This is a genomic window from Magnetococcus marinus MC-1 (assembly GCF_000014865.1).
GTDB classification, from domain to species: Bacteria; Pseudomonadota; Magnetococcia; order Magnetococcales; family Magnetococcaceae; genus Magnetococcus; species Magnetococcus marinus.
Map to the genome: position 1 here is coordinate 2,663,659 of NC_008576.1, position 21,268 is coordinate 2,684,926.

Sequence of the window (21,268 nt, forward strand, 5' to 3'; positions counted from 1 at the left end):
CCCCTATGAAAACCGTGATGGTCACTGGTGGAGCCGGTTATGTCGGCTCTATTCTGCTACGGCGCTTACTGGAGCGAAACTACCGTGTGGTGTGCGTAGATAACCTCATGTTTGGGGGCGAGGCACTGCTGGATATTTGGGAACACCCCCATTTTAGCTTGGCTAAAAGGGATATTCGTGATCGCGAAGCCATGCAAGCGCTGTTTGCCCAAACCCAATTCCATGGGGTGATCCACCTCGCCGCCATTGTGGGAGACCCCGCCTGTGCCCGCCAGTCAGAACTGGCCCAGCAGACCAATTGGCAAGCCTCCATTGATCTGTTAGAAGCGAGCAAGCAGCATGGGGTAGAACGCTTCATCTTTGCCTCGACCTGTAGCAATTACGGGAAAATGGCCGACCCTGGCGGCTTTGTCACCGAAACCTCTACCCTCGCGCCGGTTTCCCTCTATGCGGAACTTAAAGTAAAATTTGAAAAAACTTTGTTGGAGAGCGATCCCAGCCCAGATTTTTGCCCCACCGCCCTACGCTTTGCTACCGTTTACGGCATCTCACACCGTATGCGCTTTGACCTAACCGTTAATGAATTCACCAAAGAGTTGGCCCTGGATAAAGAGCTGGTGGTGTTTGGTGAGCAGTTTTGGCGCCCCTACTGCCACGTGGCCGATTTTTCCCGGGCTATGCTGGCGGTACTTGAGGCCCCCCGCGAAAAGGTCGCCTACGATGTCTTTAATGTCGGGGATACCGCCGAAAACTATACCAAAGGCATGATCCTAAACGAGCTTTTAAAGGTTTACCCCAACGCCCGCATCAAACGCATAGAGAAAAAAGAAGATCCACGGGATTATCGGGTCAACTTTAGCAAAATTGCCCAGCGCCTGGATTTTAAAATCTCCAAAACCGTACCCATGGGGATGCAGGAGATTGCCGAAATTCTGCAATTGGGGGTCATCCCTAACCCTGAAGAGCAAAAATTCTACAATATTCCCCACACCCCTTAAGCGGGGCGTTTTGCCCCGTAAGTCCCCCTTATTCCCCCTACCCTTTTGGCCAAAAATCTCTATACCCATGGGCCAAAAGGGTATTTTATTATATTCAAACATATCATTTTAATAAATCAATAATATACTGATATATTTAAAAAAATCAATTTTGCCGGTTTCGAATTTTTTGATTTGCACCCCCTGACAGAAGGGCATAATCTATGGGCAGAGATCAACAGATCAGTAGTTAACCCAATCGCCCAATCCAGGGGGAATCCATGCCTGCCGCGTCTAACATGAGTCCAGAATTTGACCATCTAAAAGCCTTGCTCGCCAAGTGTAAAAACGAGAATGTGCCCGAAAAAACCCTTTGCCACCTCCAGGCCCTGAAGACCTTCATCATGGCCTATATGATCCAACAGAACACCCTTATGCACCAACTTCAAGGCAACAAAGCCCTGGAAGGTGCCTCCGAGGACGCTTTGGTTGAACAGTGTGCCGATTGTGTCGGTGACTCCCAAAAGCTCATTGGCAAACTGCACAAGCTGTTGCGTAAATATGAAGATGACGAAAACCTGGACACCATGGAGTTTCGAGCCAAAGCTTCGCAGTTGATCAATAAGTTTGATAAAAACCTGGATCGCTTTGAACAGGTCTTTAACGCCGCTGCCTAATAGGGCCGTTAAAAAATAACACCGCCGAGAAACGGTGGGATGCAGAAAAAAAGGGACTCATCCTGGGGATGTGTCCCTTTTTTTCTGCCTGCTTGGCCCGCGCAATTTCAAGCATAAAACGATTCGCGCAACCGCCGCTGCATACGCCCTATTCCATCCGCCACCCTCGACACCAAAACCCGCGCCTGCTAAGCGCTTAATTGGCCCATAATCACCCCTCTGGGGGATCCAGGATCAGATAATCTTCCAGGTCTGAATGGGGTTGCAGATGGCGAATCTTCACCCCTTTAAAGTAGTTCATCACATTGACTACAGTATCATGGCGACCACTGATCAGGGGGTGCCACGTGGGCAAAGGCTTACCAGCAGCAACCAGACGGTACGCACAATGATCGGGCAACCAATCATAGGTTTGTACCGTCATAGGGGTTAGGGTGCTGCAATCAGGATTTTGCTGTTTGCGCTGGCTATAACAGCTGCAAACCTTGGTTTTAAGATCAAAAAAGGGGCAGATCAAGCTGGTCAGGTAGATATCCCCCGCCTCTTCATCCTCCGCTTTGACCAAACAGCAAAGTCCGCAGCGATCACACAGCGCCTCCCACTCATGGGCGTTAAGCTGGGCCAATGTTTTTTGTACCCAAAAGGGGGTCTCTTTTCCGGCTTTGTCCATGGCCTACAGCACCCCAGCCTGCTTGGCAACCACCTCGGCCTCTGCAATCAATGCACCGAGGCTAATATCAATGCCATGCTGCCAGAAATCCATATCGGTCGGATCCAGAGCAAAGGGTTTCAGCAGCTCCACCACATCCTTAGTCCCCCCGGCGCGTAGTAGATCCAAATAGCTGGCTTCAAATACCGCCCCTACCCCTGCCCGGCTGGCATATAGACTTTGGGTCAGCAGCTCACCAAAGGCGTAGGCATAAACATAAAAAGGGCGGTGAAAATGGCTGATATAGCTCCACAAAGCGTTACTATCGGCATAGGTAAAGACCTCCCCTTCAGCCCCATAGAGAGCCTGGGTGGTCTCCATCCAGATCGCATCCAACTCATGCGCAGAAAGACGTGAATCGGCCCCATGTACCCGCCGCTCAAAGTTGGAAAAACCGATTTGCCGCACCACGGAGTTTAAAATATCCTCAATCTTACCGGTCAGCAGCGCCAACAGACCGATGTGATCCCCCGCTTGCTGCAAACGTTCACGCAAAAAGTTAAAGGTGGTCATCTCCCCAAAGATGGAGGCCGTCTCAGCATAGGCCATGGGGGCACTGGCCATCAAGGCACCCTGGGCATGGCCCGCTAACATACCGTGTACACCATGCCCTACCTCATGGGCGAGGGTCATGACATCCCGCATGGAACCTTGGTGATTGAGTAAAATGTAGGATACCGGCTCGCCACCCGGCAAAACCACCGAATAGTTAAACGCGCCGCTCTGCTTGCCCGGACGTGGCGCCACATCAAAGCGCCCCTGTTGCTGAAAAGCTTCTACCATTTGCGCCAAGGTCGGGCTAAAGCTGTGGTAGGCTTGCAGCACCAGATCCAACCCCTCGTGATAGGGAATCTCCACATTGGCGGTAAAGGGCAGCGGTGCATTGCGGTCGCTCCAGCGCAGGGTTTTTTGCCCCAACAGGGTCGCTTTTAAACGATAATAACGCTGGGCCAAGGGCGCCGCCTGGGTGGTGACCGCTTGGTGCAGGGCCTCCACCACCGCATCAGGCACCTTATTGCTTAGGTTACGGGCCTGCATGGGGTGGCTGTAACCCCGCTCACGATCCTCAATACGTTTGGCACCCACCACCATATTGAGCGTTTGCGCCGAAAATTTGGAGAACGCCCCCTGCAAACCCTGATTGACCAAGCGCTGCACCTCGGCCCGCTGCTCCCCATCTTGACTGGTGTTGAGGGTGTGCAGCATCTCTGTCAAGGTTTGCGCGCGCCCCTGGTAATCAAAGCGCAAATCCGCCTCCACCTCATCATAGAACTCCGCCCAACTCTCCGCACCAAAGGCTGAACGCTTGGTCAGTGCCCCCTCCACCTCTTCGCTCAGCATATAGGGCAAATTACGCCGTACCTGCTCCAACCATGGGCGGAAAAAGGCACAATCGGGCTCTTGCAAGCGTGCCTGAAACCTCTCTTCAGCCATCTGCGCAATCTCAATGGTAAAAAACGAGGCATGCTCACCAAAGGTTCGATCCAGCCGGGTTTTTACCTCAAACAGCCGTTTTTTCACCGCTTCGTCATTAAGGTCTGCATACATCCTTAAATGCAAATAGAGATAGAGCTTGCCGCTGCGCTCACTCAGCGCCTCGTTGGCCCGTACGGCCGCCCCAAGATCGCTGGACAACTGCCCTCGAAACTGACGAAAAAAGGCCGCATAGCGCTGCTCTAAATCCAGCAGATCTGCCTCAATCTGCGGATCATCCAGATTTTCATAGAGATTATCCAGCCGCCACTGTTGGGCCATCTCAGGCTTATTCATATACTCTTTCCAGGTTGTCTCGTTTTACCGGGCCGGTTTGTTTGGCAACGCGCTCTTGTTGGGTACCCACCAGCAGCAACGGCAAATAGCGCTGTATGACCACGCGCAAACCATCACTATAACGCCACGGGTTCTCGATTAACGCAGCTCGCAAAGCGTGGGGATCCACACTACAGGTGGCAATCGCCTCACCATCCACAAACTGCATAGGGCCTTCATAAAACCCCGCGTAAACCGCCACATTAAGCCGTTTAACCCAAGGCTGGCCCGCCTTAACCTGCACCATAACCCCTTGCCAAGGGTCGTAGTCGATCATGCGTAACAGAACCTGCTGTTGCAGGTCCACACCCCCACCATGCAAGCGCTCTATAAAATCCAAGGGGTTGGCGGCGATTTCAATCTTATGCAGGCCGATCTCTTCGGCCATCTCTTTATGCACATTGGCTTCAAATGCGCTCAACGGTAGCGCGGGATCCTGCCACACCACATGTCCACCAACCGCTTTATCCCACATGTAGGGATTTTCTGGCTTATCCCCACGCTGTACCAGGCGCAACTGACCTTCACGGGTCATAAGAATAATGTGTACCACCGGCAGCGCCATGGGGGCCTCCCCATGCTGCCGAGAATATTCACGGATCTCTGCCATTAACAGGGAACGCGGAGCGGTTTTAACCCATCTACCCTGGCGGTCGGTGGCGTGCAACCACTCTTCCGATGTTGGCCACATGGATTAAAAGGCACCGGGTTGGATACGGTAGATATCTGGATTTTCTGGATCTGCAATGTAAGAAAGCTGGAGAAAACTACGGGGCTCCACCACCGGTTTACCCGCTTTATCTTTTTGGCCGCTCTCTACCCCACGCACACTCAGTTGCAAGCGTAGCTCGCGGTTTTTATCATCCCGCCCCTTAAAAAACAGAATATCTTGCTTGCTCTGCATCTTACCCACCACGAGGGAGTCTGGCTTAAAGCGATAGCCCTGAAAGTAGTTGGTCAACAGATCGGCGGCCACCTTAAGATCATCAAATTTGGCTTGGCTATCGGGAATAACCAGATCACCCCACGTAACATTGACATGCACCAACAGCTTGGAGCGATACCCCATAAAATAGGTAACAACCGCAGGACCGGCCCCTTCAATCAGGTTCTCCAAGCGCAACGAAAACACCTTTTGCTGATTATGCTTATGCTCAACGGTAACAAGATCCTTATAAGCCTCGGGAAACTCTTTTTTGAGGGTCGCCAGCAGGGCTTTTTCCGACATGCCAAATTTGGCCCCTTTATAGCCATCCACCTGAAACGCCGTTGGCTTTTGCTTGGGGGTCGGATCCTCCTTGGCCTGCGCCAAGGGCATCCACAATAAAGCACTTAAAAATAGAACCATCCATGTTTTTACAACAGACATGACACAACCACCCTTAAAATAGATAGGGGGAGGATCGGTAGATCCTCCCCTTTGCACACGGTGCCTAGCCAGCCTTAGCTGTCGAGGGACGCACCCGGATTAATGGTCAATTTAATCTCGCCAACCGCTTTACCATCCGGCCCCAACACCTGGATGCTCAGGGTTAAAGGCTCCTGCATATCCATGGGTGCCGTACCCGACAGGGTAGCGGTCTCGGCATCCACCGTCAACCAAGCGGGCAACGCCCCGCCGCCCGCGACACCAATGCTGCCGATGCTCCCTTTTTCACCCACATAATCTTCAATATCGATAACAAAGCGACGCCCAGCAGGCAACTCAACATCCAGCAGCACAATGTTGGTGGCAGCCGTCGCGACCACCGTAGTGGCCCCAGCCGGTGCTTGACCCTTAGGCGCTCGATCGGGGACCAAACCAAAGGGCTCCTGAGGCACCAGATCCACCGCATAGGCACCCTCACTGCTCATTTTCTGCGTTACACTACCGGTATTGACAGGCAATTTCGGCACCGAACCGACATCTTGGGTCACCAAAGCACTCTGTGTCGCTTCGACCGGTGGAATATAGGATTGTGGGTCAAGCTTACGGGTTGTGGTCAAATAGGTATTGCCTGATTCTGTAACCTGACTCTCGGGCAGGGTATCGTAATAGGTTTCCAAACGAAGCGAGCTATAGGCCAAGCCATTAAACCGATTTTCAAACGAAGGGTTAATGTCATAGACCAACCAACGGCTGTTGGCGGCTTGAATGGCGTCGCTGTTATCATTGTTGGTAAACGATGCCCCAGAGACCAAGACCACCGCATAGGAGCCCGAACCGCTGCTGACCACCTCATCCCCAGAACTGATGCTCAAATTGCCTGCGGCCCGCACCCAGATAACATCGGTGGCATTTAAACCTGACGTGCCTGAAACCGTGCCCACGGTCACATCATCGGCATCACGGAAATAGAGCGTGCCCCCGGTTAAATTGGCCGCCAATGTATCCACATCGTTGCTGGTTTGGGTCAAGGCCACATTGCCACTGGCGGTAATCACCAAGCCAGTGGCCGTCACCGTGCCGCCACTTTGGGTAATGCCGCCACTGCCCCCACCCAAGGCCAACGTGGTCCCCTGAATGGTACCGCTGCTCTGGGTAATACCCCCGCTACCCGCCGCTAGGCTAACCGTGGTACCGGTTATGCTACCCCCACTTTGGGTAATCCCCCCATTGCTGGCAGTCAGGCTCAAGGTGGTGGCACTCATGGTGCCGCTACTCTGCTCAATGCTGCCGGTGGTCGCTGCCAGGGCCAAGGTGGCTGCGGTTAAGTCGGTACTACTGGTTACCCCACCCCCACCGGTTACACTCATACTACCGGTGCCACTGCTCAGGGCCTGGGTTAGAGCGATCACCCCAGCCGTGCTAGAGAGGGTGACATCACTGTTGCTGGTGGTCAAACCGGTGGTCAACTTATCGCCAGAGCTGGCATAGTTGCCCAGCGTTCCCAGCACAGAACCCACGCTAAAAGCGGTGGCGTCTTTATAAGTGAAACTGCCGCTGGTGGAGTAACCAGCCAGGGTAGCCACCTCGTTTTCCTGCCCCATGGTGACCGTCCCGGCTGCACGGATGCGCAGTTTATCTGCCGTAACCACCCCTGCGGTTTGGGTGATGCCCCCCGCGACTGAATCCAGGCTAACCGTCTGCCCACTGCCGCTAACCGCATTGCTCAGGGTCAGGGTGCCGGTGCTGTTCATCACAAAAATTTCACCACTGGCGGTGGTAATGCCCTGGGTATCGAGGGTATCACCATCCAAGGTGCGGGTCACACTGGAAACCGTTAAACCATCGGCATCCAAGTAGGCGAAGCTGCTACCGGTACCACTGATCGAGGCGGCGATGCTGCTCACATTGTTGCTCGTTTGCAGCAGGGAGGCACTCCCCCCCGCAATGATCTGCAAGCTCCCCGCACTTACCGCCCCAGCACTCTGGGTGATGGTGGAGGCACTCTTTAAGGTTATCGTGCCCGTCCCTGCCGCCAGATTTTGGCTGAGGGTCAAATAACTCCCGGTGGATTTAATAAATTGATCCCCATTCGCGGCACTGGTGGTTACACCACTGGTGGTGTTGGCCGAGAGGGTACTGGTCACAGAACCAAGAATCAGGTCATCACTATCCTCAAAGCTAAAGCTGCCGGAGACACTGGCTCCCAACGTATTGACGTCATTAGCCTCAAGCAGGGAAACATTGCCCAGAGCTATCACCTGTAAAGATGAAGCGGTAAGGGTACTGCTGCTGCTTTGGGTGATACTGCTGCCGCTTTCTAGGGTGAGAATGCCGGTCCCCACCGTCAGGGCCCGATCCATGGTCATGGCACCACCGCTTTTAAGGTAGCTTTCACCATTACTGCCCGAACTGTCGATACCGGCGGTGGTCAAGTTGCTGCTGCCCAGGGTACCAGTCAGGGTGGTGATGGCCAGATCATCCGTATCCACAAAATGGATGGTGCCGGTGGTGCCGGTCAGCACTGCTGCCAATGAATTCACATCATTGCTGCTCTGGGTGACGGTAATCACGCCATTGGCACGCATCCGCAACTGGCCCGCCGTGATGGCACCGCCTGTCTGGGTTATGGCACCACCCACATCCAGGCTAATCAGATTGGTACCCGCTTGAAGATTTTGTGCGAGGGTCAGGGCACCACTGCTTACCTCAATATGCTGTTCTGTGTTGGCCGCTGAGGTATCCGTGCCGCTATAGCTTTGGTCCGCAAAGGCCGATGTACCGCTGTTCCACTCCGAAACCGTAATGGCCGTGACCGTCACCGAATCGGTATCTTTATAGGTCAAGCTACCGTTGCTCACATAGGCAGCCAACTGCTCGACTTGGTTGGATTGATAAAGGGTTGCCCCCGTGTTGGCCCGCGCCACCAACTGATAGGCGGTAATGGTGGCACCACTGCTCTCGGTTATGCTACCACTGCCGGTGGTGTTGAGGTAGACCACCGCGCCACTGCCCGCCCCCGTGGTGTAACCAGTACCAATGGATTGATCCAGGGTTAAATTGCCGCTGGTCAAAACCACATTGACATTTCCGGCGTTGGTGGTAATACCCGTGACCCCATTGACCGTGCCAATGCTTAAATTTTGTCCTTGGGTATAGGTAAATTGCGCACTGGCCGCCGTCATGTTGACCGCCAAGGTGTCTATGGTATGGCTACCAATATTTAAGTTGGTGCTGTTTTTGGCGTAAACCTGCAAACCACTCCCCACCAAGGCCGATGTCGAAGCGCTCTCCACCACACTACCCTGTAAAGATTTTAAGGTAATATTGGCTTTAGTCCCGCCATTGTTGGTGGTAATGGTGGTGTTGGCATCCACCGTCAAATCACCACTGGTGGAGGTCCCATCTGCCGAGGCGGTCAATACCACATCCCCCTGCACGGTGGTAATGCCCGCCTGACTGTTCACCGTGGTGATTTTAAGGTCATCCACATCGGCAAAGGTAAAGGTTGAGCTGGTACCCGTGAGCAGGGCCGCCAGATTATCCACATCGTTGAGGGTATTATCCAAAGCGCTGCTATCGGCCGCTTTAATGTAGAGGCTGGCCATGCTCACTTTACCGCTGCCGGTATCGCTAACCGCACCATTGTTGGTAATCAAAATACCGGTGCCACTACCCAAACTCACGCCCTGCGTTAGCGTGATATGGCCACCATCCCCCGTGTCGGCGGTGGCGGTCAGGGTAAAGTTGCCATTGTTGGTGGTCACCCCGGTTTTTGCCACACTGTTTACGGTAACGGTGCCAATTTCCACCCCATCGGCGTCCACAATCTCTACAGCCGAGGCGGCTGTGGTGGTCTCCACCGCCAAGGTGGTGATGTCGTTGGTGGTGTCCGTTAAGGTAATCCCACCCCCAGTGGTTTTTAGATAAAGACTCGCCACCACCGCGTTTTTAGCGGATGTCTGGGTAATGCTACCATTCTCTGCGGTAATAAAGGCGCTGCCCGTGACCGTTACCCCGTTTAGCGTGACCGCTTCGGTATCGGTAATGCCATCAAAGATAATGCCCGCCGCCGCCGTATAGGTAAGATCCCCCGTCACATTGGCTGAGAACTGGTCCACCACATTGCTGTTGGCCAAGGTGGAGTTACCGGTTGCCTGCACCATTAATTTATCAGCCGTAATAATCGCTGTGCCCGACTCATTGACGGCACCGGCGTCGGCATCCAAACTCACCACCCCGGAACTGGCGGTGATATTTTGACTCACCGTAATGGCACCACTGGTGGTGTTCAAGGTAACGCCGCTGGTCGCAGAGGTAATACCCGTCACCGACCCCACGGTTGTTACCGTCAGGGCCTTGCTGTTTTTAACCCATACATAACCACCGGTCGAAGCGGCGGCTATATTAGAGATCGCGTTGGAGAGCCCCAGATCAATCATACCCGTAGCACTCATGGAGGTGCTGGTTGCGGTATAGAGGGCGCTGTTGGCCTCGTCCTGCACAATGGTACCATTGCTGGCGGTCAGATAGGATTGGTCATCTACGGTTAGACCCGTATAGACATTGCTTTGACCATCGGTAATTTTGTCAATATTAATGCCGGTGGTACTTACATAGGTCAGATCCGCACCACTGCTGGTGGTACCCACCGTACCGCCAATATTGACCACTGCATGGCCATTATCCAATGTCACCGAGCCGGAGCTGTTCAAACCCAACTGGTTGGCGGTGATCACCGCCGTACCGCTATCGGCTATGGTACCGCTCTCGGCAATCAGCCCAATGATGCCGGTTCCCACATTGACATTCTGGCTAATGGTCAAGTTACCACTGCTCAGCTTAAGGGTGGCATTTTGGTTATCCTGGGTAATACCATTATCGGTGGTGGTGGTGCCATAACTGGTGCTGGCTACGGTACCCACATCCAACGCCTGACTGTTAATGAGGTAAAGCTGACCACCGGTAAAATCTGCTGACAGGGTGTTGACGACATTGGAACCAGTTAGACTGTAAGCCCCACTACCCAGCAGATGCAGTTTATCCACGGAGATGGTACCCGCACCAGTCGCACCATTTTGGGTATTGATGGCCAACACCCGGTTGGTACTGGTTCCGGCCACGGTTAAGGCACCGGTTATCACCACATTGCCACCGGTTCCGGTCATCACCAAGTTTAGGTTGTCCCGCACGGTGGTGGAAGAAGCAATGGTCAAGGTCCCGGTCAAAGCTGTCGACGTGGCGTCCTGTTTACCGATGGTAATGTCGGTAGCCCCTTCATCAAACACATTATAGCTGCCTGAAAAGTAGGTGCTCTTGAGGTAAAGACTGGTGTGCCCGGTGGTGGTGCCCAACTCAATATTGGTGGCCGTGCTCAAGGGATTGATACGCACTTCACCGGTGGTATCCACCTGCAAACGGCTGGTAGAGTCGTTGGTAAAGAGCATATCGTCCGCGATAAGGGTAATGATGCCAGAGTAGGTCGAGCTATCGCCCGACTCATGGCTCTGGCCGATATACATCAAATAACCCGCAGACTCCAAACCATAGGAGCCGGTTTTACCGCCACTTTTACCCTTTAACGTAATATCACCGGTTTGGGAAATAATGGAGGTACCATTGGTCTCCATATAGATGCCGTAGTTTTCATCGCCAATATAGGAGTCATCATCATTATAGGCGCTACCACCGGTACCGGTAATGCTAATGGCACCACCCACGCTTTGAATGAGGGCATTCTGGGCAATAATCACCCCACCATAACGGTTGCCCGAAGTGGCTGCTGTGACCGCGCTCACATCGCCGGTAATGGTAATGGCCCCGGTACTGGTGGTTTTAATCGTTACCCGGTTGTTACTGCCCTCACCAATAATCACACCATCTTTGTTGTCGGAGGTAGAGGCCGCTGAAACCGTACCCTTAATGGTAATGGCCCCATCCCCTGCATTGAGACTGGCCCCATTATAGATCCACACCCCCGCCCCACCCGTACCCGAGGTGGGCGCAAGACCACTCATGGTAATATTACCATTGGCGGTGGTAATGCTGGAGTTGGTAATTTCAATACCGTGGGTACCCGAAGTATCGTCAGGGTCACCCACCGCAAAGTTGGTGGTGGTCCCGGTAGCCGCCGTATCCCCGAGCACGATATTACCGCCGTTGGTGGTAATGGTCGCCCCAGAGAGACGAATACCCCCACCTTGAAGAGTACCACCCTGGGTTGCGTCGAAGGTGTCCAGATAGATATTCAGTTTAGTTGTGTCCGCATTGGTCACGCCATCAATACTATAGTTACTGATGGCAATGGAGCGCTGCGCGGTGATGTAGAGATTGCGCTCCGTGCCGCTGTTATTATCGGCCACCCCAATATCAAACGACGCTTGGTTATAGCTGGCCCAACCGGTGGTGCCGCCAATGGTACCACCCGTCACATTGATATAAAAGTTGGTACTCTTAAACTCCAAACGGGTATTTGCACCGGTGGTGTTGGAGGCGTTAATCAGGGTTCCCGAGGTCCCCATGAGATAGATTAAATCCCCCTCGCTGGCATCCGCTGAATCGGTGTCAAAGCTTATTTTGGTCGGACCGGTAAAGGTCAACTTACCCAAGGGAGCGGCGGCGGTACCCAGATCATCCCGAAAGGTGACGGTGCCGGCTGTGGTACCCGAGGTCTGAAGGGTCAATGCCTGGGGCACAATGGTGCCGCTGGGCGCACCAGACGTTACCGCACCTTTAAAGTCAATCGCACCACCGGCACCATCGTAAACCGAACCATTGAGATAACCCGAGGTGGCCAGAGTGACCGAATAACCACTGGCTTTTAAACTAACCGCCTTGTGAAAGGTGATACTGCCTGAGGCGTTGGTATTGCTGGCAATATAGGATGTGGTTACCGGGGTGGCATAGGCCAAAACCGTCTGTTTATTAAAAATGACATCCCCACCATTGGTACTGATGGAGCCATTCAGCGTCACGGTGCCCGTATCGGTCACACTGGAGCCAAAGGTAATACCCAGTTTACCGGTGGTCGAAGAGATCGCCTTGCCACTGCTCAGGGTAATATCGTTATCCGCCGCAAAGGTCAGGGTAACGTCACCGCCACTGGTTTTGGCAATATCCGCATCAATGATAATATTGCCACTCTCAGCCCCACCACCGCTGGTGGAGAGGGTCACACTGGTTCCTGCGTTAAGCAGGGTCTCAATGGAGGTGCTTTTAACAATAGCCCCGGTGGCATTGGTGGTAATGGTCCCGCCAACCGTGGTGACATTGGTGTCGTTGGTGGTGGAAGAGATGGTCAGATTATAAGGGTCAAAGAGCCACGCCCCCCCCTCACCGGCCATCAACTGGTTGCTGCCATCCATTTGTAGATCATGCCCCGAGGTCTCCGCAGAGCCCCCTTTGCCGCCACCGGCACCCGCAACGTTTAGGGTTGAGTCGCTGGCTTGGGTTAAACCCCCCGACCACAGCACCAAGGTGCCCCCTTCACCCGCTTCGGTGGCCTCGGCGGTGATCACACTCTCCTGCTTGACCGTGACCGATTTGGCCTCGCGGATGGTGGCATCTTTACCCTGCCAGCCACCACCGATGTAGACCTCACCCCCACCAGCCGCAGCCGAGGCATCTACCCGCGCACCGGTTAAGGTGACATCCCCCCCGGTGATAACAATTTTACCACCCTGCTCGCCGCTGTCGTCACCACGCGCCTCGACGCTACCGGTGACATTAACCGCCCCAGCACCCCCATCAATCCACACCTGACCTTCCCGTTGGGTGATGGTATTGGCCCGTATTTTACCCGTTAGATTGATGGCCGATTGCAAAGCTCCCGTCGCCCCGTGGGCGCTCATCCAAACCCGCCCACCATCGGCCACAATCGCGCCAGAATGGTCAATCTGCGCCTGAGCCAACGCCCCATCCACAGAGACGCTCACCAAACCACTGTCGGTTAGATTAAGCTCAACCTGTTGACCTGCGGCAAACACCACATCACCCTGGGGGGCCGCAATGGTGCCTTGGCTCTCTATGTTGCTGGCAATAAAAGAGACCAAACCGCCCTGGGCCGCAATGATGTTGCCTTGTTCCTGAAGAATGGTGCCACTGCCTGGATTTTCAAAACGGTAGCGTTGCGCAATAAGATCTTGATCCGAAAGGCTGGCGGTAGAGGCGACAATTCCCCCCACATTAACCGAATGACCCCGGCCAAACACCACCCCCGCAGGATTGAGCAAAAACACCTGCCCATTGGATTGCAACGAACCAAAGATTTGTGAGGCATTCCCCCCCAACACCCGCTCCACCGCCAAGGCCGAAGCTGAGGGCTGCTTGTAGACCACCGCTGCCGCCGAGCCAATATTGAAGCTTTGGCGATTATTGATGAGCAGTTGGCTGGCCTGATTCACCGTCATAGTGGCCCCATTCACCACCGTGGTGGCCGAGCCATGGCTGATGGTGGCTGCACTGGGCAGAGCATCCACCGCAGGGTCAGCCATAACCCACAGCGGGCTCATACCGATCAGCCAAGCGGCGGTTGCCAACAACGACTTGGGGGGCTGTAATAGAGGGTTCTTAACGCGTTTCATGGTGTTTAACCCCTACCCTTAAAATTTCACGTCGCCAATGATCCACAAACGGGGATCAACGGTTTTATTATCCGCATCGGAACCATCACTATCTGGCGCAGGGTTTTTACCCAATTTTTTGGCCAGCATCACATTAAAGCCGCCCTGGTCTTTATAACTGGCGGTGGCCCCCAAACCCGTACCAAACAGGGCATAACCGTTGGGGATACCCGCGTCTAGCGCATTGCTCCACATCTCGGCATTTTGGATGATGTAACCGGCATCCAAGAAGCCATACAGCGATGTTTCCCAAGAGTAGTATTTACCCATGGAGCGGTGCAGTTCCACATTACCGATCAAGCCATGGTCGCCAGAGCCCTCACCCACCGGGTAGGCGCGTATGCCAGTTGGACCACCCAATGACATTTTCTCGCCACTATCCAAGTTTTTAGAGGCCAATTGCCCCTGCACCTTAGAGCGAAAATTCCACTTACCTGCGGCATCCAGCGGTGCGGCGCGATCATAGCTGAAATTGATTTTACCAAAGAAATCTTCGGTCCGAGCGGTGATGGCGTCCGTCGCTTGGTTGGAGAGGTTTTTAGAGAGATCCACATTACCCAAGCTCCCCGTGACACTCCAGTTAACCTGATTACCAGCATCGGTCAAATGGCTGCCCTCCACCCCCAAGCTGGCGACATCCACCTTGCGATGGTTCAGCTTATAGGTACCCATATCGTTCCACATCTGCTTGCTTTGCAGGCTTAGACTGGCAAACAGCGAGTCCCGTTCCTCCGCCAGCACCGCATAACGGCCATCCAGCGACCAAGTACTGGAGCTGCTGGTTAGGTCCAGAATCGACAGGTCCTGACCAATTTTCATATCCACTTTGCCATAGGCGGCGGCCAGCGAGCCCCGCGTGCCCACCGGCACACTAAACGCCGCTTTTTGGGTTTTCATTTTTGTGGCGACATCGTGGCTGTAGCTAAACCGCTCACCAAAACCCAAGGGGCTATTGATGTTGACCGTACCCCGCCCCACATGCTCACCCACATACGCTGAACCATAGTTATCAAAACCAAGGCTACCGCTAAAGAGATTCTCTTCCTCTACCTTAACATTGACCTGCGTGGTACCCGGCGTGCTGCCGGGGGAGAGATCGGCTTTAATGGATTCGATGCCGGGGCGCAGTTTGGCCAGTCGAATGGCTTTATCCAAGGCGGGCACATTCAGCGGTTTACCCGCTTCAACTCCAGTGGCCAAATGGGCCTGGACGAGGCTCTCACGAATACGCTTACCCGCCCCAGTTACCACAATGCCATTCACCCCACTGGCTGGATCCACCACCCCTTCGAGCACCTCAATTTTTAAAATACCGCTATCTGCCCGCTGGGGCGGCATAAAGGCTTGCGCAACCTTGTAACCTTTACCCCGTAGCACATTGGCAATGGCATCGGCGGCCTCCTGCATCTGGGTACCGGTCAAATAGCGACCGCTGTAGGGCTCCAGTGCTTGGGTAAGCTCCTCCTCGTCCAACAGGGTTAAACCGGTCACTTCAAAGCGGTCCACAAAAATGCGGGGCTCCACCTTGACGGGTACCTGTTTGGCTAAAAAGACCGAGGCCGGCGTCAAACCCCGCACCGCCACCGACATTTTGCGATTTTTAATATTGGCCCGAGAGATCATCACTTGCGCGTCAGGATGTCCATTCTCTCGCAAAAATGCCGCCACGGCGTGAACCATCTGCTCAAATTCGGCAAAGGTTAGCTCCCGACCTTTCCAGGGGGTGATCACCTCATCCACCGCTGCGGAATCTACACCAGGGTGTCCCTCTAAGCGAAAACCATCCACGGTCAATTTAAGGCTGTTCAAAGAGGTGCGCTGGCGGGGCATATTGGCGCGTATGATGGTACGCTCACCCAGCTTGGGCAGTTTTTGCATCGCAGGAATATGCAGGGCCTGTTCCCGGCTAATGCCATCCATGAGGCGCTTAGCCTCTTCATTGGTGGGAACCGCCAAGGCATCTGGCACGGTCAGCAGCACGGTCGCACCCAACACAAGGGTGGCGTGACATAAGGGATGTCGATACATGGGGCGCGGCGGTGTCGCTGGCAAGCTCATCGTAAAACCCTATTTTTTTTGGTCTAAACAGGCCCAATTATACCATTGGCACACCATATTGGTGCCATTCACCCAGTCTCACACCCAATTACGGGCAACAAACGACCTTACTATCAGCGCTTTAGTTTACATCTTAGCCCCGCCGCCAGTCTACGCTTATTATTTGGCAGCACCATTCTGACCCTAAAGGTGCCACTGGCGGCATCCACCACTTGATCAATGACTGAAACATGGGCCTGAAACGACTGCCCCAGCAACGGTATTTCGATCCAGCGCGGTTCACCTTTATGAAAAGCTTTTAACTGGGTCGCGGGCACCACCAACTCCACATAAAGGGGATCAATACGCGCCACCTTCATAATCAGCTCTTGTTTGATCATATCCCCCGGATCACGCATGCGGTCCATCACCACCCCATCAAACGGGGCATAAATATGGCGTAATTTAAGCTGCTCCTTACGCTCAAGCAGCTCCAGTTCGCTGAGATCCCGCTCTGTCACAATTTCATCCAAATCCTGTGGTGAAATCAATTTTTGCTGCTTGAGCATCTTATTGCGCTCAACCCGGCGACTGCCATACGCGACCTTAACCTCCTGGTAAGCCACCGCCGCCTTTTCCACCCCAACATTGAGCCGCGCCAACAACTGCCCCTGACGAATGCTATCCCCCCGGTCCACCAGCACCTGCTCCAAAACCCCCTCGACTTGAGTACCAAGCGAAGCCTGCATCGAAGGTTCAATCAGGCATGAGATGGCCTCATCCTCCGCTGTTGCAGGGGGCATCTGTGCTTGATTTTGCTCCATCTGCTGCATCAAGCCATCGGCCGTCTGCGCATGCACCGACACGCTGCCCAGCCACAGCCCTAAACCCACACATCCCAGCGTCACCAGACGCACCATAAGCCCTACTCCATCTCCCCGGTAAAGGAGAGCGACTGCCTCAGTTGAAAATCGGTCTTCATGAGCTGACGACGCACCCGCCGATGGCCCCGGTCTGCATAGGATTGCGCCCACCGGTAGTACACCATACCCAACCAACGCGCCAAAAAAAAGTGGGGCATAAGCGCCAACCATGCCCTAAGCGTGCGACCCAACAGGGGTAGAAACTTCTGGGTTAGTTCATCCTCTAAAGAGAGAATCTCCTGCCAACTACCCGGATCCCCCTGCCGGGCACAGCGGCCAGCCAATTGGCGGTCCACCCGGCGGTTATCATGACGCTCGGTCAAGATCACATGCAAGCCACCACACGCCTGAACCTCTTTGGAAAGCTTAATATCGGTGCCCCGACCCGCCATGTTGGTCGCAATGGTAATGCCACCTTTATAGCCTGCCTCGGCAATAATGGTATTTTCCTCTTGATCCTGTTTGGCATTGAGCACCCGGTGCGGCAAACCAGCCTCGCTAAAGCTTTGACTCAACAGCTCAGACGCCGCAATGGAACGGGTTCCCACCAATACCGGCTGCCCAAGCATGTGACAGCGCCGCACCGCCTGCACCACCGCCGCATCGGCCTGAGCTCGCCACGCATAGAGCGCTATGGGCAGATTTTTTCGCTTACTGGGTCGGTTGGGCGCCACCCGCACCACCCCTAATCCGTAGACCTCGGCAATCTCCCCCCCCACCTCGCGGCAGGTGCCACTCATACCCGAGAGCCGCAAAAACCGCCGAAAAAAGAGCTGAAAGCTTATCTTCGCCAAGGTCTCTTTAGGGGGGGTAACAGCCACCCCCTCCTTAATTTCAATCAACTGCTGCAAGCCCCGCTCCCAGGCGCGGTCGGGCATCACCCGGCCCGTGGTTTCATCCACCACCATCACCTTATCATCGCGGATGATATAATGCACATCCCGGTCAAAGCTGTGTTGGGCCGTCAAGGCTTGTGCCACCGCCTCTTCCCGTCGGTGCTGTCCCTGCCACACCGGTGGCAAATCCACGCACAACTGGGCCAGTTGCGCCGAACCTGCCTCGGTGATACGGGGCGGTTCCTCCCCCGACAAAGTATAGTCCTGCCCCTGCTGCAACTGCTGCGAAAGTGACCATGCGGTGTGCAAAAACGCCAGTTCACTGGCATCCTTACTGGGGGCTGAAATAATCAAGGGGGTGCGGGCTTCATCCACAAAGATAGAGTCGGCCTCATCCACAATGGCATACTGCAAACCTTGCAGCATAACCTGCCCCCGCCCACCCCCCACCAGGGCATCAAAGGCCATGGCCATGGGTTTCATACGCTCGCCCAGTTGAATACGGTCCCGCAAATAGTCAAACACCAGGGTCTTGCTGGTGCAGTAGACCACATTGGCTCGATAGCCCAGCTGCTTTTCATCGCTATCCATGCTCTCAGTCACCACCCCGGTGGTCACTCCCAAAGCGCGATAAAGGGGGGTCATCAACTGGGCATCCCGCCGGGCCAGATACTCATTGACCGTCACCACATGCACCGTAAAGCCCGCCAAGGCCGCCGTCGCGGCGGGCAGTGTCGCGGTTAAGGTTTTACCCTCCCCGGTATCCATCTCGGCCAGATAGCCCATGAGCATGATGTAGCCGCCCTTAAGCTGGACAGGAAAGTGCGCCATGCCCAACACCCGTTGCGCCGTCAACCGCACATGGGCAAAAGCCTGCTCCACCAAGGCATCTTCCAAGCCATCCCTACGCAGCGCGAGGGTGAGCCGTTGCAGATCCTCGCGCAACGCCTCAGGGGTCATAGACTCCCGCTCTGTCTGCGCCTTGAGCACCCGTTTCGCCATGCGCCCCAACACCCAACCATTGACCTGCTTGTGACGCATCCACGCCAACCGTACCCGCTCACCCATGCGGTCCAACCAGCTTAGTTGCAAATGGCCCGGCTGTTGCGGATAGGGATCGCCATGGAGGGAGAGATTAAACATGGGATTACACCGCAAACCGTTTTAAAAAGGTCTGTCGCAAGCTTCGATACCACTGCATCAACAGCGGCTCTGGGGTGTGCTCAAAACGCACATAGAGGCGTGAGCCCAGCGTTTGCGGGCGGATGCTCTGCTCAAAAGCCAGCTCAAATTGAAACAGCGAGACAATGGCCTGAGCCTGCCCCCCTGCTTGCCCCCCCGCACCGGGGTCTAAACCAATCTCCCCGCCCCCTTGCAGTGAGAGCGCCATACTGGGTAGATCCTGACTGGCTGCTGGAACCTGCCGGATAATACGCGCCGGTATCAGACGCTGGACTTGATCCACACTGCGCAGTGCCACCCCCACCGTGCGGTTGCTCACCAGATCCACCGCCCCCTGGGGTACCACCGTGACCAGTGAATAGCGGGCAGGATCCAACACATAACCCAGCAGATCACCACGGGTGATATAGCGCCCCACAAAATCCTGGGGCGAGGGCATGGCAAACCGACCGGCGTGGGCAGCATACATCTTCAACTGTTGCAAACGCTGGCTATTGTCGTGCAACTCTTTAACCACTTGTTCCCATTCCAACCGCACAATCTGACTGGTCACTTTAGAGGGGTCCGTATGGGCCAGCTCCAAGCGATTTTCCAGCTCGGTTTGCCGTGCCAATAACTGCGTTTGGCGACTACGAATCTGTACATCATCGCAGACCAACAGCAGCTCGCCCGCCTGGACTTGTGCTCCAGGCGTAGCCACCACCCGCTCACCAAAACAGGGCATGGGGGCCACCACGCGGGATTGCTCGGGCATCCAGATCACCCCTTCGGTCAGGGTAGAAGAGCCCACAGGGAGCATCCCCAACACCAGCAGCACCCCACCCACCAACAGCCCCACCAAACCCACCGCACGGCCCCGATGCCCCCTGAGGGTGGGACTGAAAAAGAGATGCTGCAAACCTTTTACAATTGGCAATACCAGCATGCTATAACCCGCCCAACAGGCCAGCAGCACCCCGACGAAAAAAAATTGCGCCGCCACAGTAAAGATGATCGCCCCGGCAATAACCATACGGTAGCCAAAGCTGGCCAAGCCAAAGCAGATCAACCAGGGAGCCTCGCCCTTACTTAACGGCAGGGGTTCTAAACCACGGCGCACCCCAAACAGATAATAGCTGGTTAAATAACCCCAATATTGATTGGCTTTTTTCCCCAGACTGGGAATCTCTAACCAATCCGCCAAAATATAGTAGCCGTCGAAACGCAACAGGGGATTGATATTAAAAATCAGCGTGGTCATGCCCGCCAGCATAATGGTCTGGTACAAAATCGCCTTGGTTAAACCCGGTGAGGCTTCACGCCACAGCGCAATGGCTACCACCGCCACCGCCAGCTCCAACATCATGCCCCCCATACCAATGAGCATGCGCTGGCCCTTGTGCCGCAAACTCATGGCATAGCTGGCATCCAGATAGGGGATGGGCATCAGGGCTAAAAACATAACCCCCATCTCATGGCACTGCCCCCCCAACAGTTTGATCATCAGGCCGTGACCAAACTCATGGATCAACTTAACGATGGGAAAGATAAACCATAGCAGCAACACATTTTCTGGGGTAAACACCCGCGAGATCATATCTTCGGTCAGGGCTTCCCAATAATAGGCCACCAACAGCCCGCCCCACACCATCAACGCCAGCCAGCCCAACAGCAGAAGTTTTTTCCCCCAGGACGGCACCCAACCCACCATCAAATTCAACAATTTATCAGGATCATACAGCGGAACTTTGAGGGATAAGGGGTTGGAGATGTACTGTTTCAGCTTCATCTTTTTCACCCGCCCACTGCGCTGATTGAGCTCCTCTAGGTCGGGTTTGCGGTCACTGAGCAGCACATTGGATTGGTGCAGTTGGGAGAGCAGTTGTAAAATCTCATCCTGGGTGGGTGCTTCATCGCCCAAGGTGAGGCAGGCGTTTTGCCAGATATTCTCCAATGTGCGTATGCCATCCATGAGCGCCACCACTCGGTAAGCGGCGGGGTTGATGCGCATAAAACGGCCACTGGCTAAATCTTGGATCACATACCAGCGCTCCCCCCGATAGAGGTGCCGGTAGACCTGCGCCTGACTGCGTAGCTTGGGTTTAAGCTTGGCAACCCGATACCAGGAGGTTGAAAAGAGCGCGGAACTCAT

The 21,268-nt window shown here is 54.6% G+C and carries 11 protein-coding genes; 2 read left to right on the forward strand and 9 right to left on the reverse strand.

The genetic code is table 11. From position 1 onward, the window contains the following. Positions 1 to 5: 5 nt before the first annotated feature. Positions 6 to 998, forward strand: a complete 993-nt coding sequence (locus tag MMC1_RS11095) for an NAD-dependent epimerase/dehydratase family protein (protein ID WP_011713795.1) — start codon at positions 6 to 8, stop codon at positions 996 to 998. Positions 999 to 1,258: 260 nt separating this feature from the next. Continuing rightward, positions 1,259 to 1,654, forward strand: coding sequence for a hypothetical protein (locus tag MMC1_RS11100; RefSeq protein WP_011713796.1), 396 nt, complete (start codon positions 1,259 to 1,261; stop codon positions 1,652 to 1,654). Positions 1,655 to 1,865: 211 nt separating this feature from the next. On the opposite strand, the gene MMC1_RS11105 is transcribed toward MMC1_RS11100, so the two are convergent. The 9 genes from MMC1_RS11105 to MMC1_RS11145 all read right to left on the reverse strand — a co-directional run bounded on the left by MMC1_RS11105 (position 1,866) and on the right by MMC1_RS11145 (position 21,268). Beyond that, the gene (locus MMC1_RS11105) at positions 1,866 to 2,324 is read right to left on the reverse strand and encodes a YcgN family cysteine cluster protein (protein ID WP_011713797.1); all 459 of its coding nucleotides are present in this window, start codon (positions 2,322 to 2,324) and stop codon (positions 1,866 to 1,868) included. A 3-nt stretch (positions 2,325 to 2,327) separates the two neighbouring features. Beyond that, entirely contained in the window at positions 2,328 to 4,133 is a 1,806-nt protein-coding gene (locus tag MMC1_RS11110; RefSeq protein WP_011713798.1) for a M3 family oligoendopeptidase, read from the reverse strand. Beyond that, positions 4,126 to 4,863, reverse strand: coding sequence for an NUDIX hydrolase (locus MMC1_RS11115; RefSeq protein WP_011713799.1), 738 nt, complete (start codon positions 4,861 to 4,863; stop codon positions 4,126 to 4,128). The genes MMC1_RS11110 and MMC1_RS11115 overlap by 8 nt, the downstream gene beginning before the upstream one ends. 3 nt (positions 4,864 to 4,866) lie before the next feature. After that, entirely contained in the window at positions 4,867 to 5,541 is a 675-nt protein-coding gene (locus MMC1_RS11120) for a hypothetical protein (protein ID WP_011713800.1), read from the reverse strand. Positions 5,542 to 5,615: 74 nt separating this feature from the next. After that, a complete protein-coding gene (locus MMC1_RS11125; RefSeq protein ID WP_011713801.1) occupies positions 5,616 to 14,120 on the reverse strand; it encodes a beta strand repeat-containing protein in 8,505 nt (2,834 codons plus the stop codon). A gap of 18 nt (positions 14,121 to 14,138) precedes the next feature. After that, positions 14,139 to 16,217, reverse strand: coding sequence for a POTRA domain-containing protein (locus tag MMC1_RS11130; RefSeq protein ID WP_011713802.1), 2,079 nt, complete (start codon positions 16,215 to 16,217; stop codon positions 14,139 to 14,141). Positions 16,218 to 16,330: 113 nt separating this feature from the next. Then, a complete protein-coding gene (locus MMC1_RS11135; RefSeq protein WP_011713803.1) occupies positions 16,331 to 17,116 on the reverse strand; it encodes an efflux RND transporter periplasmic adaptor subunit in 786 nt (261 codons plus the stop codon). A 5-nt stretch (positions 17,117 to 17,121) separates the two neighbouring features. Beyond that, a complete protein-coding gene (locus MMC1_RS11140; RefSeq protein ID WP_011713804.1) occupies positions 17,122 to 19,098 on the reverse strand; it encodes a preprotein translocase subunit SecA in 1,977 nt (658 codons plus the stop codon). Positions 19,099 to 19,102: 4 nt separating this feature from the next. After that, positions 19,103 to 21,268, reverse strand: a complete 2,166-nt coding sequence (locus tag MMC1_RS11145; RefSeq protein ID WP_011713805.1) for a PqqD family peptide modification chaperone — start codon at positions 21,266 to 21,268, stop codon at positions 19,103 to 19,105.

What these genes read in the sequence shown, in the direction of transcription:
- MMC1_RS11110 (WP_011713798.1), bottom strand. Translation starts at nt 4,133, where the DNA reads ATGAATAAGCCTGAGATGGCCCAACAGTGGCGGCTGGATAATCTCTAT.
- MMC1_RS11125 (WP_011713801.1), bottom strand. Translation starts at nt 14,120, where the DNA reads ATGAAACGCGTTAAGAACCCTCTATTACAGCCCCCCAAGTCGTTGTTG.
- MMC1_RS11135 (WP_011713803.1), bottom strand. Translation starts at nt 17,116, where the DNA reads ATGGTGCGTCTGGTGACGCTGGGATGTGTGGGTTTAGGGCTGTGGCTG.
- MMC1_RS11105 (WP_011713797.1), bottom strand. Translation starts at nt 2,324, where the DNA reads ATGGACAAAGCCGGAAAAGAGACCCCCTTTTGGGTACAAAAAACATTG.
- MMC1_RS11145 (WP_011713805.1), bottom strand. Translation starts at nt 21,268, where the DNA reads ATGAGTTCCGCGCTCTTTTCAACCTCCTGGTATCGGGTTGCCAAGCTT.
- MMC1_RS11095 (WP_011713795.1), top strand. Translation starts at nt 6, where the DNA reads ATGAAAACCGTGATGGTCACTGGTGGAGCCGGTTATGTCGGCTCTATT.
- MMC1_RS11100 (WP_011713796.1), top strand. Translation starts at nt 1,259, where the DNA reads ATGCCTGCCGCGTCTAACATGAGTCCAGAATTTGACCATCTAAAAGCC.
- MMC1_RS11120 (WP_011713800.1), bottom strand. Translation starts at nt 5,541, where the DNA reads ATGTCTGTTGTAAAAACATGGATGGTTCTATTTTTAAGTGCTTTATTG.
- MMC1_RS11115 (WP_011713799.1), bottom strand. Translation starts at nt 4,863, where the DNA reads ATGTGGCCAACATCGGAAGAGTGGTTGCACGCCACCGACCGCCAGGGT.
- MMC1_RS11140 (WP_011713804.1), bottom strand. Translation starts at nt 19,098, where the DNA reads ATGTTTAATCTCTCCCTCCATGGCGATCCCTATCCGCAACAGCCGGGC.
- MMC1_RS11130 (WP_011713802.1), bottom strand. Translation starts at nt 16,217, where the DNA reads ATGAGCTTGCCAGCGACACCGCCGCGCCCCATGTATCGACATCCCTTA.